Origin of the sequence: Helicobacter himalayensis (genome assembly GCF_001602095.1) — a bacterium.
GTDB lineage: Bacteria > Campylobacterota > Campylobacteria > Campylobacterales > Helicobacteraceae > Helicobacter_F > Helicobacter_F himalayensis.
Genome location: NZ_CP014991.1, coordinates 88,605 through 102,559 on the forward strand (window position 1 = coordinate 88,605; position 13,955 = coordinate 102,559).

The 13,955-nt window shown below is 40.1% G+C and carries 12 protein-coding genes; 6 read left to right on the plus strand and 6 right to left on the minus strand.

Features of this window, described 5'->3' with window-relative positions:
- Nucleotides 1-34 precede the first annotated feature (34 nt).
- Nucleotides 35-958, minus strand: coding sequence for a methionyl-tRNA formyltransferase (locus A3217_RS00385; RefSeq protein WP_066386626.1), 924 nt, complete (start codon nt 956-958; stop codon nt 35-37).
- A 36-nt stretch (nt 959-994) separates the two neighbouring features.
- Nucleotides 995-2,182, minus strand: a complete 1,188-nt coding sequence (tgt, locus tag A3217_RS00390; protein ID WP_066386628.1) for a tRNA guanosine(34) transglycosylase Tgt — start codon at nt 2,180-2,182, stop codon at nt 995-997.
- A gap of 72 nt (nt 2,183-2,254) precedes the next feature.
- On the opposite strand from tgt, the gene A3217_RS00395 reads away from it, so the two are divergent.
- Genes A3217_RS00395 through A3217_RS00420 form a run of 6 tightly spaced genes read left to right on the plus strand, consistent with a single transcriptional unit; the run spans nt 2,255 to nt 9,928 of the window.
- Nucleotides 2,255-3,742 carry a COG3400 family protein gene (locus tag A3217_RS00395; protein ID WP_066386630.1) on the plus strand — a complete coding sequence of 496 codons (1,488 nt, stop codon included), beginning with the start codon at nt 2,255-2,257 and terminating at the stop codon, nt 3,740-3,742.
- 9 nt (nt 3,743-3,751) lie between these two features.
- Complete coding sequence (aroB, locus tag A3217_RS00400) at nt 3,752-4,795, plus strand: 3-dehydroquinate synthase (protein WP_066386632.1); 1,044 nt, start codon at nt 3,752-3,754, stop codon at nt 4,793-4,795.
- The gene (locus A3217_RS00405; protein ID WP_066386635.1) at nt 4,792-6,498 is read left to right on the plus strand and encodes a mechanosensitive ion channel domain-containing protein; all 1,707 of its coding nucleotides are present in this window, start codon (nt 4,792-4,794) and stop codon (nt 6,496-6,498) included. The genes aroB and A3217_RS00405 overlap by 4 nt, the downstream gene beginning before the upstream one ends.
- Nucleotides 6,498-7,787 (plus strand): tRNA (N(6)-L-threonylcarbamoyladenosine(37)-C(2))-methylthiotransferase MtaB, encoded by a 1,290-nt coding sequence (mtaB, locus tag A3217_RS00410; RefSeq protein WP_066386638.1) that lies wholly within the window; start codon nt 6,498-6,500, stop codon nt 7,785-7,787. The genes A3217_RS00405 and mtaB overlap by 1 nt, the downstream gene beginning before the upstream one ends.
- Nucleotides 7,774-9,495 (plus strand): AAA family ATPase, encoded by a 1,722-nt coding sequence (locus A3217_RS00415; RefSeq protein WP_066386640.1) that lies wholly within the window; start codon nt 7,774-7,776, stop codon nt 9,493-9,495. Before mtaB ends, A3217_RS00415 begins: the two co-directional genes overlap by 14 nt.
- A 43-nt stretch (nt 9,496-9,538) precedes the next feature.
- Nucleotides 9,539-9,928: a hypothetical protein gene (locus A3217_RS00420; RefSeq protein ID WP_066386641.1), complete on the plus strand. Its 390-nt coding sequence runs from the start codon at nt 9,539-9,541 to the stop codon at nt 9,926-9,928.
- Nucleotides 9,929-9,946: 18 nt separating this feature from the next.
- Here A3217_RS00420 and A3217_RS00425 read toward each other — a convergent pair whose 3' ends face one another.
- Genes A3217_RS00425 through A3217_RS00440 form a run of 4 tightly spaced genes read right to left on the minus strand, consistent with a single transcriptional unit; the run spans nt 9,947 to nt 13,949 of the window.
- Complete coding sequence (locus A3217_RS00425) at nt 9,947-10,876, minus strand: RluA family pseudouridine synthase (protein ID WP_231860246.1); 930 nt, start codon at nt 10,874-10,876, stop codon at nt 9,947-9,949.
- Nucleotides 10,877-10,919: 43 nt separating this feature from the next.
- The gene (gene recJ, locus A3217_RS00430; RefSeq protein ID WP_066386644.1) at nt 10,920-12,485 is read right to left on the minus strand and encodes a single-stranded-DNA-specific exonuclease RecJ; all 1,566 of its coding nucleotides are present in this window, start codon (nt 12,483-12,485) and stop codon (nt 10,920-10,922) included.
- Nucleotides 12,479-13,390 (minus strand): homoserine kinase, encoded by a 912-nt coding sequence (gene thrB, locus A3217_RS00435; protein ID WP_066386649.1) that lies wholly within the window; start codon nt 13,388-13,390, stop codon nt 12,479-12,481. The genes recJ and thrB overlap by 7 nt, the downstream gene beginning before the upstream one ends.
- A gap of 34 nt (nt 13,391-13,424) precedes the next feature.
- Nucleotides 13,425-13,949 carry a ParB N-terminal domain-containing protein gene (locus A3217_RS00440; RefSeq protein ID WP_066386651.1) on the minus strand — a complete coding sequence of 175 codons (525 nt, stop codon included), beginning with the start codon at nt 13,947-13,949 and terminating at the stop codon, nt 13,425-13,427.
- Between the last annotated feature and the right edge of the window lie 6 nt (nt 13,950-13,955).

The following is a 13,955-nucleotide window of genomic DNA, read 5'->3' on the forward strand; positions in this document are numbered from 1 at the left end:
TGGTTTTTAACAAAAAAAAGTAAATTAAGTTGTTCTAATTTGCGCCTAAGATATCACCAATTTGCAAACGCGCGCCTTGCAAATACGCAAATGCACTCATCGTATTTTTGCTTGGTGGCTGAATCTTAGAAATCTTTAAACTCCCGCGCTCACAGCCCACACGCACAAAATCTTTGGTAATTTCTAGAATCTCACCGGCTCTAAATTGCCCATCACTCCTAAATCCTAGTATTTCGCTAAGTTTAAGTCCATTTTCACAAAATACACTAGGCCAGATTCTAAATGCACGATAAGCGTTAAAAATCCCGCGCGCATCGTGGAATCTCACCAGCCCTTGCTCTTTTTTAATTTTCTTGCAATAAGTAGAATCTGCACCACATTGCTTCAGTGGCAGAATATTTTCTTGTAAAGTGCGTAAAAATACGCGCGCTCCGAGTTTTGCAAGGCTAGATTCTAGCTCTTGTATATCCTGCCCCGTGTTTTTTATGTAGCCAAATCCTAGCACCGCGCCAGAATCTAAGCCCTTTTCCATTTGCATAACACTTACGCCAAAAAAATCTAAATCCTCTAAAATCATTTGTTGCAACGGACTTGCGCCTCGCAAATGTGGCAAAAGCGAAGCGTGGATATTCACACAAGGTGCGAGGTTTAAAATCTCTTGGGGAATAATGCATCCATATGCCACGACAAGGATAAGGTCAATTTCAAGTCCGCGCAAGGTTTGAGAATCTACGCGTTCTGGTTGCAAAATTGGCAAATGTGGGAAATGGTGGGAAAAAAAATCCTTGCAAATTGGCGCTTTAAGTTGCATTTTGCGCCCACTTGGTTTATCTTGCTGTGTGAGAAGTCCCACAAATTCGATATTTTCATTATGCTTAGTATTTTTGTTGTGAATCTCCTCAAACACGATTTTTGCAAATTCTGGCGTGCCTGCAAGGAGGACTTTTAGAGGATTCATTACTTTTACTCCTTAAGCTCTTTAGATTCTTAAATTTTAGCAACCTTGCGCCAAATCCTCTAAAACTTGCTTTTTATATACTAAAAAGCGGTTTTGCAAGATAGCTTTGCGCGCATTTTGGGTGAGCTGATGATAAAAATAGAGATTATGGATAGTAGAAAGCCTATGATAGGTAATCTCACTACTTCTATAAAGATGATGTAAATACGCGCGCGAGTAGTTTTGGCACACATAGCACGCGCAGTTTTCATCAAGTGGCTTGGTATCTAGCCCAAAGCGCGAGGATTTAATATTGAGTTTGCCTTTGCTTGTGAAAATGCTAGCATTGCGCGCATTGCGAGAAGGCATCACACAATCAAACATATCCACCCCGCGCGCGATAGCTTCCAAAATATCTTGTGGTGTGCCTACGCCCATAAGATAGCGCGGTTTATTTTCAGGCATATAGGGCGTGGTAAATTCTATCGCCTCTTGCATTTCCTGCGCGCTTTCTCCCACAGCGAGCCCACCTATCGCATAGCCATCAAAATCGCCTAGCTCTACTAATCTTAGCGCACATTCCTTGCGCAACTTGGAATCCACCCCACCTTGAACGATTGCAAAAAGATGATTTGTGGGATTTGCGTCCTTTTTCTTTTGCTCTAGGTGGTATTGTAGGCTTGTTTGTGCCCATTGTATTGTGCGTTCAAGTGCCTTTTGTAGCCTTTCTCTTGTCGCGGGCAATCCCACAAGCTCATCTAGCACCATACAAATATCGCTATTTAGTGCGTATTGAATATCTAGCACTTTTTTGGGCGTAAAAAGATGCTTGCTCCCATCAATGTGGGATTTAAACTCCACGCCATCATCGCTAATTTTTACATTTTTCCCCAAGCTAAATGCTTGAAATCCCCCGCTATCGCTTAGATAATTTCCGCTAAAATTTGCAAATTTGTGAATCCCGCCAAAAAATCTCAAACGTTCAATCGCACCTAAGTGGGTAGATTTTACAGAATCTATACCTTGTTTTTGCAAGCGTAAATACATATGGTAGGTATTTGCAAGGATAATTTTTGAGCCAATGTGATGTGTTATATCATTGCTATCAAGTGCTTTTATGCAGCCTTGCGTGCCAACAGGCATAAACACAGGCGTTTCTACTACGCCGTGAGCCAAATGCAAACTTAGTGCGCGCGCTTTTGCATTGTTTTGAGAATCTATCTTGCTTTGGATTTGTATTTGCATCAACAAAACTCCTAAAATATACACTACTTTTTGTTATAATGCACCCTTAATTTTGCGCTTTTAAGGACTTTTTTGAAAAAAACACTCGTGCTTGCTGATGGAATTGTAGCAAAGATTTTTATCCAAAAAATTGTGACACAATACTTTAATAATAACTCTTATATCATCGTTTGTAAGGACAGCGCAATGCTCCCCGCGCAGATTCCAAGCTCGATTGAGGCTTTTGTGCTAGATTACACCTCTGCCTTTAGGCTTTCAAATATCTTTGAAGAGACTTTGCAAGATGTGTTTATTATTATTGAGAATCCAAAAGAGCGCTTTGTGCTGTATGATTTGGTGCGTGAGTTTAATCCAAAAATTAAAATCGTGCTTTTTAATAACCACGAATTTACCACACACACAGCGCAAGGCACGGATAATGCGGCGGTTACATTGCGAGAGGATTTACAAAAAAAAGGTGAAGTTGATACAAATTTAGTCGTGATAGATTCTGAAAATCTTGTCGCAAATCGCCTTACACAACGTCTCCCAAATGTCCCACTTATCCCTAGGGGCTTTGGGCTAGAACAAGGTGAGTTGATGGAAATCGCTGTGCCACCGGGAAGCATTTTTTCCTATCGCCACATAGGTTCAATCCAGCAAAAAAAATGGCGCATTGTTGGAATCTATCGCCGAGCCGAGCTTATTTTAGCCTCGCATTCTCTTGTGATTTTGCCAAATGATGTGTTGCTTGTGGCAGGTGATTCTGTCGTGCTAAGTGATGTGTATAGGCGCGCAAGAAGCGATATTGGACAGTTTCCTTCGCCTTTTGGGAAGGATATTTTTCTCTATGTTGATGCAAGTTTGTCAGAAGAGCTTTCTTTGCTTGGTGCGCTAGAAGATGCGCTTTTTTTGCACAAACATTTAAAAAACAATCAGCTTGTTATACAAGTATTAAATCCCGCAAATATGGAGCTTTTGGACAAAATCCGCGAAACTATCGCAAAAAGCAATGCGCCAAAAGTGCAGTTAAATTTTGTATATAGAATCAGTGATTTTCCCACACTTTTAGAAAGCGACACCAAAAAGCGTCCGGGGCTTATCATCATCAATCAGGATATTTTCTTCTCACGCAAAAATCGTTCAGTCCTCTATAAAAGTGGCGTGCCGGTGCTAAAGGTGGGAAATGAGCGCATAGAGCAAATAAAAAGAAGTTTTTTGATTGTGGATTCTAATTTGCAAAAGGCGGAAAATATTGCTTCCGTGATGTTTGATATTTCTAGGCAATTACAGCTTGGCACGAGATTCTATGACTTTGACCCAGATTCAAACCACCAACACACGCTTTTAAATAACATTGAGAATCTTGCAAAAATTTTCTCTCAACAGCCAGAAATAACGCTTTCAAACTCTTTTAACCCAATTTTATTTTTACAACAAAATGCAGAAGTATTTTTGCAGTTTATTCCCTTTGATAGCTCTATCACGCGCACGAAATTGCTCGCGTTTGTGTCGGTGGATTCTCATACGCTTTCTTTCCTTATAGAGAAAAATCCACAAATTTTTATTCCATATTCATAAAGGATTTTTATGCAGGAAGTTTCAATTCAAACCCCAGCCCACAGCTACAAAGTCCATATTGCAAACACATTGCCAAAAATTGCGCATAAAAGCAAGGTGCTTATTGTCTCAAATCCCAAAGTCGCGGGATTGCATTTGCAAAGCTTACTAGCAAATATCCAAGCAAAAGAAGTGTATGTGTGTGTAATCCCAGATGGCGAGCGCTACAAAACAATGCAAAGCGTGGAAAGTATTTTAGAATGCGCTTTTACACATCGCCTTGATAGAAATTCTTGTTTTGTGGCTTTTGGTGGTGGTGTAGTGGGTGATATTGTGGGTTTTGCAGCAGGGATTTTTCAACGAGGTGTAAGCTTTATGCAGATTCCCACAACGCTTTTAGCACAAGTAGATTCAAGCGTTGGCGGAAAAACGGGTATAAATAATCATTTTGGTAAGAATCTTATCGGGCTTTTTCATCAGCCAAAAGCCGTGTATGCAAATCTTTCTTTTTTGCAAACGCTAGATTCTCGCGAGTTTAGCGCGGGTGTGGCGGAGATTATCAAAATGGCGGTGTGCTTTGATGAAGTGTTTTTTGAATTTTTAGAGCAAAATGATTTGAGTGATTTTAAACATTTGCAATACGCGGTGGCAAAGAGCGTGGAGATAAAGGCTAGGGTCGTAAATGAAGATGAGAAAGAAAAGGGAATCCGTGCCGCGCTTAATTATGGGCATACTTTTGGGCATGTGATTGAAAATCTCACGCACTATAGTAGCTTTTTGCACGGGGAATGCGTGGCAATTGGTATGAATATGGCAAATAGGCTTGCTTACAAACTTAATCTCTTGCAAGATTCTCAGTGTGCGCGTATAGAGAAGCTTTTAGAGCGTTATAATTTACCGACGCGCTACAAAATTAGCAATTGCGCGGAATTTTATGAAAAATTTTTCCTTGATAAAAAGAGCAAGGATTCTCAACTCACTTTTATCCTACCACAAGGTTTAGGCGGTGTGCAGATACGCAATGACATAGACAAAGGCGTGATTATGGAAGTTTTAGGGGAATTTAGCAAGTGAAGGTGATTGTTTTTCTTTGTGGTTTATTTTTTGCAAGTGTGAGTTTTGGGCAAAATGTTGCTGAAGTAAAAGCGCTAGAATCTAAGCTTGCGCACATTGAACAAACCATTGTGCAAAGCAATAATCCGTGGCTAAAGCAGTATGAAAATATCAAAACCTATGGGAATTTGAGCGAAGAGATTGAAAGGATTGAATCTGAACTTAGTACCTTAGAATCCCACACTAAAGATATTTCACAAATTAACCAACTCAAATCCTCTCTCCAAACGCTCAAAAAGCAGCTTGAGCTTGTAGAATCTTATGCTAAAAATCCCTATGACCAACTCCTTGATACACCAGATATTAAGGACGTTCCACATATTACAAATCCAATTTTAATTGTGAGTGGATATTCTTTTATTAAAAATTTGCAACTCCATCAAAACACAATGGAACACAACCAAAAAATGCTTGATAGCTTGCTTGAAAATTTGGAGCAAAAATATGATATTTCTCAAATACTAGCCGTGCATTATCGCAGTATTCCAAATGAAGGCGCAAAAGTAAAAGAGTATGAGAAGCAACTTTTAGAGCTTAAAAAAATGATCCAAAGTCTAGGCTCGGCGCAAAAGATTCTCAAAACTTCCAATGAGATTTATTTCAAAAATATTGATGATGTGAAAAATTCATTAGAAGGCGAGATTAAAGAGCAAATTTTTAAGATGATTTCTATTGCGATTGCTATCGTGGCAATTATCCTCATCGCACTTTCAATTAAGCTTGCTTTGCGTAAATATTTAGACGATAAGCGCGTTTATACCGCAAATAAAGTGATTAATTTTTTAAATATTAGCCTTGTGGCGATTATCTTGCTCTTTTCATATTTGGAGAATGTAACTTATTTGGTGGCGATTTTGGGTTTTGCATCAGCTGGTTTGGCGATTGCGATGAAAGATTTATTTATGAGTGTGCTTGGGTGGTTTGTCATCGTGCTTGGAGGAAGCGTACATGTAGGCGATAGGGTTAAAGTCATCAAAGATGGCGCAGTGTATGTGGGCGATGTGCTTGATATTTCTGTGCTACGTCTTACGATTTATGAGGACATTACGCTTACTTCTTATATGGAAAATCGCCGTGCGGGGCGCATTATCTTTATCCCAAATAATTATGTTTTCACCACACTTCTTGCAAACTACACGCACGCTGGCATCAAAACTGTGTGGGACGGGATAGACTTCACCATTACTTTTGATAGCAATTATAAAAAAGCACTTAAAATCGCCACCGAGATTGGTAAAAAATATTCCAAAGGTTACACAGAAATCACACGCAAGCGTATGGAGCGTTTAAAGGATAGATTCTCATTACGCAATATGAATCTAGAAACGCGCGCTTTTTGTATGCTAGAGCCAAATGGCATTAGGATTTCGCTTTGGTATCAAGTCAATTCTTACGCTACACTCACGCTTAGAAGCACGATTTCTGCTGAAATCATTGAGCATATTTTGCAAGAAGATGACATACATATCGCTTACCAAACGACAAAAATTGTCACCAAAGGAGGCGATGGAATTGGCAATAAACCTTTTATGCCAGAGGATTTGCAAAATCCTAACGCGCACCACACTAGCCATTCTAGCCACCCTAATTACGTTAGCTACGCGCATAATGCTTCGCCAAAAACCCCGCCATTTGCACCAAATAACAAGGAAGATGGAATCTAATGCGTGTATTTTTTAAAACCTTTGGTTGTAGGAGCAATCTTTTTGACACACAGGTAATGATTGCGAATCTAAAGGACTTTGAGTGTGTGCAAAATGAAGAGAGCGCGGATATTATTGTGATAAATTCTTGCACCGTCACCAATGGAGCGGATTCTGGCGTGCAAAGCTACATTAATAAATTTAAAGATAGCAAAAAGCTTTATTTCACAGGTTGCGGGATAGAATCCAAAGGCAGACAAAATTTTGAAAAAAACACGACCTTTGGCACTTTCCCGCATAGTTTGAAAGAAAATATTAACGCGCTTTTACTTGAAAAAAAACGTTTTTTTTATGAGGAAAAAACGCCAGAACATATTGACAGCACGCTTGTGAGTGAATTTGTCGGCAAAAGGCGCGCGTTTGTGAAAATCCAAGAAGGCTGTGATTTTGCGTGCAGTTATTGCATTATCCCAAGTGTGCGAGGCAAGGCACGAAGTTTCCCTATGCCAAAGATTTTAGAGCAATTGCAACACTTGCTAGATTCTGGAATGAGTGAAATTATCCTAACCGGCACGAATGTCGGAAGCTATGGTCGGGATTTTGGGAGTGATATCAGCGCGCTAGTGAAAGAAATTTTCAAACTCAAGGGCTTAAAGCGCCTGCGTATAGGAAGTCTAGAGCCAAGTCAAATAACAGAGGAATTTTTAGAGCTTATCCAATCACCACTTTTTGAAAAGCATTTGCATATTGCGTTACAACACACAAGCAACACAATGTTAGAGATTATGAATCGTCAAAATCGTGTAGAAAGCGATAAGGCACTTTTTGCGCGATTACGCGAAAAAGGATTTTTCTTGGGCACAGATTTTATTGTCGCACATCCGGGGGAAAGCGCGCAAGTGTGGGAAGAGGCACTGGAGAATTTTAAAGAAATGCAAATAACGCATTTGCACCCTTTTATCTATTCTCCAAGGAATGGCACGCGCTCAAGTGGGCTGAAAAATTGCACTTTGGGCGATGAGGCAAAAAAACGCTTGCATATTCTCAAACAAATTGTAGAATCTAACAATCTCAAAGCTAGGCTAGAGTATCAAAAATGCGCAGATTCTAAGCCCTTGCAAGTGTTGATAGAATCAAGCAAAGAAAATCAATTTTTTGGGCTTGATGAGTTTTTTAATAAAATCACACTAGAAACAAATCCCAAATTAGAAGTAAATTCTGAATCTGCCCTCAAGTCCCTTGAAAATGGGCAGTGGCTGGAAGTAAGCCAATATGTCCCGCAGAAAGGAAAAAATTATGCAAAAATATAAAATGCTCACTTTTTCGCTTATTATTTTGCTTGTCGCTGCGATTATTGCGATATTTTTACTCTTTAGAGATGAAAGCGTGCTGCTTAGCCCGTATGAATTTAGTCAAAAATTAAGAGAGCTAAACCCGCAAAAAATTACCTTGCAAGATGATGAGGCAAGCTTTTTGCACGAGCACACGCGCTATAAAGTGGCGCGAGATTCTCTAAATTTAAATGAGATAGATTCAAAGATTGTTTTACAAGTGAAGCAAAAACGCAATTATTCTTTTCTTAATGAAATTGGGCTTTTTGTCGTGATTTTCATCGGATTGGCAGTGATGATTAAGGCAATCTCAATGCTTTTTACACAGGCAAAACCCCCAAAACTAGAGCCAAAAAGAGAATTTGATATTAATGCAAGCAACTTAAGCGGCACCATAGGGCAAAAGCCAACTTTTGAAGGAGGCGACTTTGCGCCATCGTTGCAAAGCCCAATACAGAGTGCTACGACTTTTAAAGATGTTGCAGGGATTGAGCTTGTTAAAGAAGAATTGATTGAAATTATTGACTACCTTAAAAATCCCAAAAAATACCAAGATTTAGGTATTAGACTACCAAAAGGCGTGCTTTTAATCGGACCGCCAGGAGTTGGGAAAACTATGATTGCAAAGGCTGTGGCAGGAGAAGCTGGCGTGCCATTTTTTTATCAAAGCGGCTCAAGTTTCGTGCAAATCTATGTCGGAATGGGCGCAAAACGCGTAAGGGAGTTGTTTTTGCGTGCTAAGGCAAAGAGTCCTAGTATTATCTTTATCGATGAAATTGACGCGGTGGGCAAGGCACGTGGAGGCACGCGCAATGATGAAAGGGAGGCGACACTCAACCAGCTTTTGACAGAAATGGACGGCTTTGAAGATTCTAGCGGAGTGATTGTTATTGGCGCGACAAATAAAATTGATGTGCTTGATGAAGCGCTTTTACGCCCTGCGCGCTTTGATAGGAGAATCTATGTCGAGTTGCCCTCGCTTAGTGAGCGTATGCAGATTTTTGAAGTGTATTTGCGGAATAAAAAATATGATTTTGATGTGCAAGAGATTGCGCGCCTTTGCGTTGGGTTTAGCGGGGCTGCGATTGCGGCACTTGTGAATGAAGCCGCGCTTTGTGCCTTTCGGCGTAAAAGTGGCGTGATACAAAAAGAGGATATTTTAAACACCAAAGACAAGGTGCTTTTAGGTAAGAAAAAAATCCTAAGTTATAGCGAGGAGGAAAAAAATATCCTCGCACTCTATCAAAGCGCAAAGGCGTTGAGTGCGTATTGGCTGGATATTGATTTTGATAAAATCTCTTTGATAAGTGAAAGTTTCAAAGAGATTGACAAAGAGCTTGTGAGTAAAGATGAAATGAACAATAAAATCAAAATACACCTCTCTGGAAGTATCGCGGTGCAAATGATTTATAATCAAAATTTTAGCAACGCAAAAGAGGATATTTCCCTTGCAAAGCTCATCGCTGCGCAAATGTGCGAGGAATATGGAATGGGAAAACGGCTTATTACCGATGATAGCGATATTGTAGAGATTTTAGAATCTGCGCGCGCGCAAATGCAGGAATTTTTGGCAGATTCTAAGGCGGTGCTGTTACGCATTGCTGAAAATCTCTTGAAAAATGAGCGTTTAAGTAAAGAAGAGATAAAGGCAATTTTAGACGAAAACTACGCATTTAATGGTTTGTGATTTTGTGTTTGATGCTTGTATTTGAACTTTTGAGAGAAAAGAAATGATTTTCGGGAATTTCGACCAAATATTTGCACCCCCGCAAGAATCCTGCAAACTAGAATCCTGCGCACTAGAGTTTTTTGCACTTTTAAAGCGCGTTGTGGTGCGTTTTGAAAATAATCCTTATGTTTTTGTTGGTATTAATGCGCAAAATTCGCGCGCCTTGCAAGAATGCAAGCAAAAAGTCGTGCAAGGATTGAGAGTGCAAAAATGTATCCTTATTGAATTAGAATCCCAAAAAGTTAGGGAAGTTTTAGCACAAGCGCTTAAAATGGAGGAGTTTTTCACCACGCATAAAATCACACTTACACTTTTTTTGCGCGCGAATTTAGCGCAATTTTCCTCACAAAAACTGCCTTCTTTTTTGCATCTTTGTGTGCTACGGGCTTAAAAGGGCTTGTAAGAAAGGCTAAAGCGTTGCAAAAAGTTGCAAGATTTGAGAATCTAGCCTTGAGTGAAAGGTAAAAATAAAATTTTTATAAGAAAATTTTAACGCGCTTGCATTAAGGCATAAATATGGCGCGCCTGTAAGTGTAATGCGCTCACTTTCACACACATTGCGCGTTTCTAAAAAATAGCGCGCGACATTTTCACTCACGCCATAAAGACTATCGCCTAAAATCGGATATCCTATGCTGTCTAAATGCACGCGGAGCTGGTGCGTGCGCCCTGTTAATGGGGTGAGCGCGACAAGCGAGGCATTTTCTTTCACGCTTAAGATTCGTAGCAAAGTTCGCGATGGCTTGCCTTGCGCACTTATAAAACTTCTTATACTTAAATCTTTTTTGGTGTTTTGATGAAAAATTGGCTTATCGATAAGAAAAGCACTCTCTCTCTCCACCAGTCCATTTTTTTGCAAAGATTGTTTTGTGAGCGCGCCTTTAAGGATGGCTGTGTAGGTTTTTTGAAATTTCTGCACATTGTTTTTTAGTGCAATCTCGCTTCTTTTGTGCAAACCACACACCACAAGTCCGCTTGTTTGGGAATCTAGTCTGTGAATTGGATTTGCGTTTTTGCCAAAGTGCATTTTAAGCGCGTCATTTAAGCTGGCGTGAGAAAACAAGCCCTTTGGGTGGGTGAGCAAATTACGAGGCTTGTCATACACGCAAAAATCTTTGTTTGAAAAAAGGAGCGTGAGATTTTTAAGCACATCCTTTTCCACTGCGTTGGAATCTGCTACAAAATGCAGCAATTCCACTTTGCCCACAATGACCTGCGCTTTTTTGATAGTTTGGCTGTTTTGTGTCAATCTACCTTTGTCGATAATGCGTTGGGCTTCTTTTGTGCCAAATCCCAAATCCTGCGTGAGAAACAAAAACGCCTTTTTTGGCTGCGGCAATACAAATTCTTGCGTGAGAAAGGGCATTAATTTTTACTTTTGTCTAATCTTTTTTGATTTTCAAACAAGGGCAATTGCAGAAAGTATCTTTTGAAAGGCTAAAAATCCATTCATTTTTTTCTTTTGGAACTTCTGAGCTAAAAAATTCAATCCCGTTTATTTGCGCGCCTTTGCTACTAAGAAATTTTAAGCCTAAATGCTCCTTTGTTTTGCCAATAATTTTAGATTCTATCAACTCCAAATCGCGACAGAGGAAAAAAGGCGTAGGATTCCCCTCGCCAAAAGGCTCGAAACGTTCTAGCATTTTTAAAAACTCTAAATCCAAATATTGCGAGCTAATCTCTCCTAGCACGCTTTCTTGCGCGTTTTCACCCAGACATAAATACTCTGAAAAAAGCTCCATAAATTCTTGTAAATTTTTAGAATCTAAACTTAGCCCAAGCGCGCCACTATGCCCGCCAAATTCCTTCAGTAAAGGTTTAATCTCTTGCACTTTTTGCGCGGTTTTTATCAAATCTACCTTGCCAAAGCTCCGCGCTGAACCCTTTAAGATTCCATCGTCGCATTCCGTGCTTAGCACAAAGGCGCATTTTTTGTGCATTTGTGCTAATTGTGAAGCGATAATCCCAATCACGCCCCTGTGCCATTCTTCCCCGCTTGCATACAAAACATCTGGCAATTGTGTGAGATTTTGCTGTGCTTGGGAGAGAATCTCTTGTTGAACGAGCTTTCTTTGCGCATTGATTTTACAGAGTTTGTTGTAAGCCTTTGAGGCGCTTGCTTGCGTTTTGGCGAGTAAAAAATCAAGTGCTAAGTTCGCATCGCCCATTCTGCCCGCGCAATTTAAAAGTGGGATAAGACTAAAAGCGATATTTTCGGCATTGATTACGCTAACTTTTTGACAAATCACCTCGCAGAATCCAAAACGCGCGCTTTGCAAGAATTCTAAGCCTTTTTTAACGAGAATCCTATTCACTCCTACAAGTGGCATTACATCTGCTAAAGTCGCAAGGGCTAAAAATGGCAAAAATGCGCCCATATCAATATTTGCTTGTAATTCCTGCTTTATCCCAGCACAGAAATACCACGCCACCACGCAACCACAAATATCTTTAAAAGGAAAAGCACAGCCCTCTTGCTTTGGGTTTATCACGCACTGCGCGCAAGGCAACGTGGTGTGTGGCGTGTGATGGTCAGTGATGATAAGCGGGAGATTATGCTCTTTGCAATATTCTGCCGCGCTAAAAGCGCTAATGCCATTATCCACGCTCACTACAAGTGCAAAATTTTGCGGTGCGTTGATACGTTCTAAAAGATTTGGCGAGATTCCATAGCCATCACTGAAGCGATTTGGCAAAATGATTTCATAATTTGTGTAGTTGATTTTGTCAAAAAACACGCTCATCACCGCACTTGCATTCACGCCATCTGCGTCATAATCCCCAACGATGAGAATCTTACCTTTTTCGCGCATTACTTTTGATACAATTTTCGCACCATCACCCACACCTTTGAGCAAATGCGGTTGTGGCAAATCCTTGAGACTCGCAATACCTTGTGTGGTATCTCGAGATTCTAAAATCTCTTCAACAAGTTGTGGCGTTAGCATTTGCACTCTCTTACGCCAAGATTATCAAACTCTAGCTCTAGCACTCTAAATTTTGGAAACGCTTCTTGCAGGACTTTGCATAAATGCGCGCTGTCCTCTTTGTAGCAGATATTAAGAAATGACGAGCCACTGCCACTTAGTGTGCTGCTTAGCGCGCCATTATTAAGACTTAGTTTTTGCAAACCAAAGAGAATAGGCAGGTTTTTCATACGCACATTTTGGTGGAGTTTATCTCTGCTTGCAAGACGGAGCTTTTCCCAATCGTGGCTTAAAAATGCCGCTGTAAGCAGGGAGGAATGAGAGAGATTAAACACGCAATCTTTGAGATTGTAGGTTTTTGGCAATGCTTTGCGCGAGAGTTTGGTTGAAATGCTTTTATTTGGCACAACCACCACTGCGCTAATATCCTTTGGAATAGGCGCTGTGATACGCAAGACATTTTGGGTAATTTCATTTTTTGTACTTTTATGAGAATATTGCAACGCCGCGACATTAAATCCCCCAAAAAGTGCTGGAGTAATATTATCTGGGTGGTTTTCGTATTTTATGGCGATATTTAGCATAGCATCTTTATCAAGTGGCTTTTTTGCATACGCATAGGCTGCATATATCGCACTCACTATTACTGCCGAGCTTGAGCCAAGCCCGCGCGAGACAGGGATATTATTTTCAAATAAAAACTTGCATTCTACTTTTTTGTCAAAAGATTGCAGAATCTCAGAAAAAATTTTGACAAAAATATTATCTGTTTTTAAACGCACATTATCTTTGCCTTCCCCTATAATCTGAATGCTTGTAATTGAAGCAGGCGTAATAGCAATGGTATTATACAAACTAAGCGCAAGCCCCAAGCTATCAAAGCCCGGACCAAGATTTGCGCTTGTGGCGGGGACGATTATTTTCAATTCCTACTCCTTATTATCAAAGTGCCGTGATGTTTTACACAGGTGGCAAAACATAGAGCGGCTCATTTGTGTTTGAAAAATCTTTTGGGCGCAAAATCTCTGGCAAACTAAGCGCGTTTTGTGGAAGAGATTCTACACTTTCCAGCATAATTTCATCATTTTTTAATACAAAATATTTATCGCTAAAGGCGTGTATGGGCGCATTTTGATTGAAGTAAAAACTAGGCGCGCTAAAAAGTGTAAAGCCTTTTATAAGGCATAAAGTATGCAAAAAAATATGTGTGGCTTTGAGTGCGCTAAAGCGCCCCGGTCCCTTTGCATAATAGATTGAATCTAGCGCAATATTTTTGCTAAAAATCTCGCTAAAAAGGCAATTGAGTGCGTGGGTGGTATGCCCTGCAAATTCCCACGATTTTTGTAAAGTTAGTATCGATTTTGCTTTGCCTGCTTGATTAGATTGTGAGATTCTCTCCAGCTGGCTAGAATCCTCATATTTGCTATATAGCCCGGCTAAAAGTGGGGAATTGACGCTTAAGATTAAAAGGGCTTGTTTAGACATTTGCGT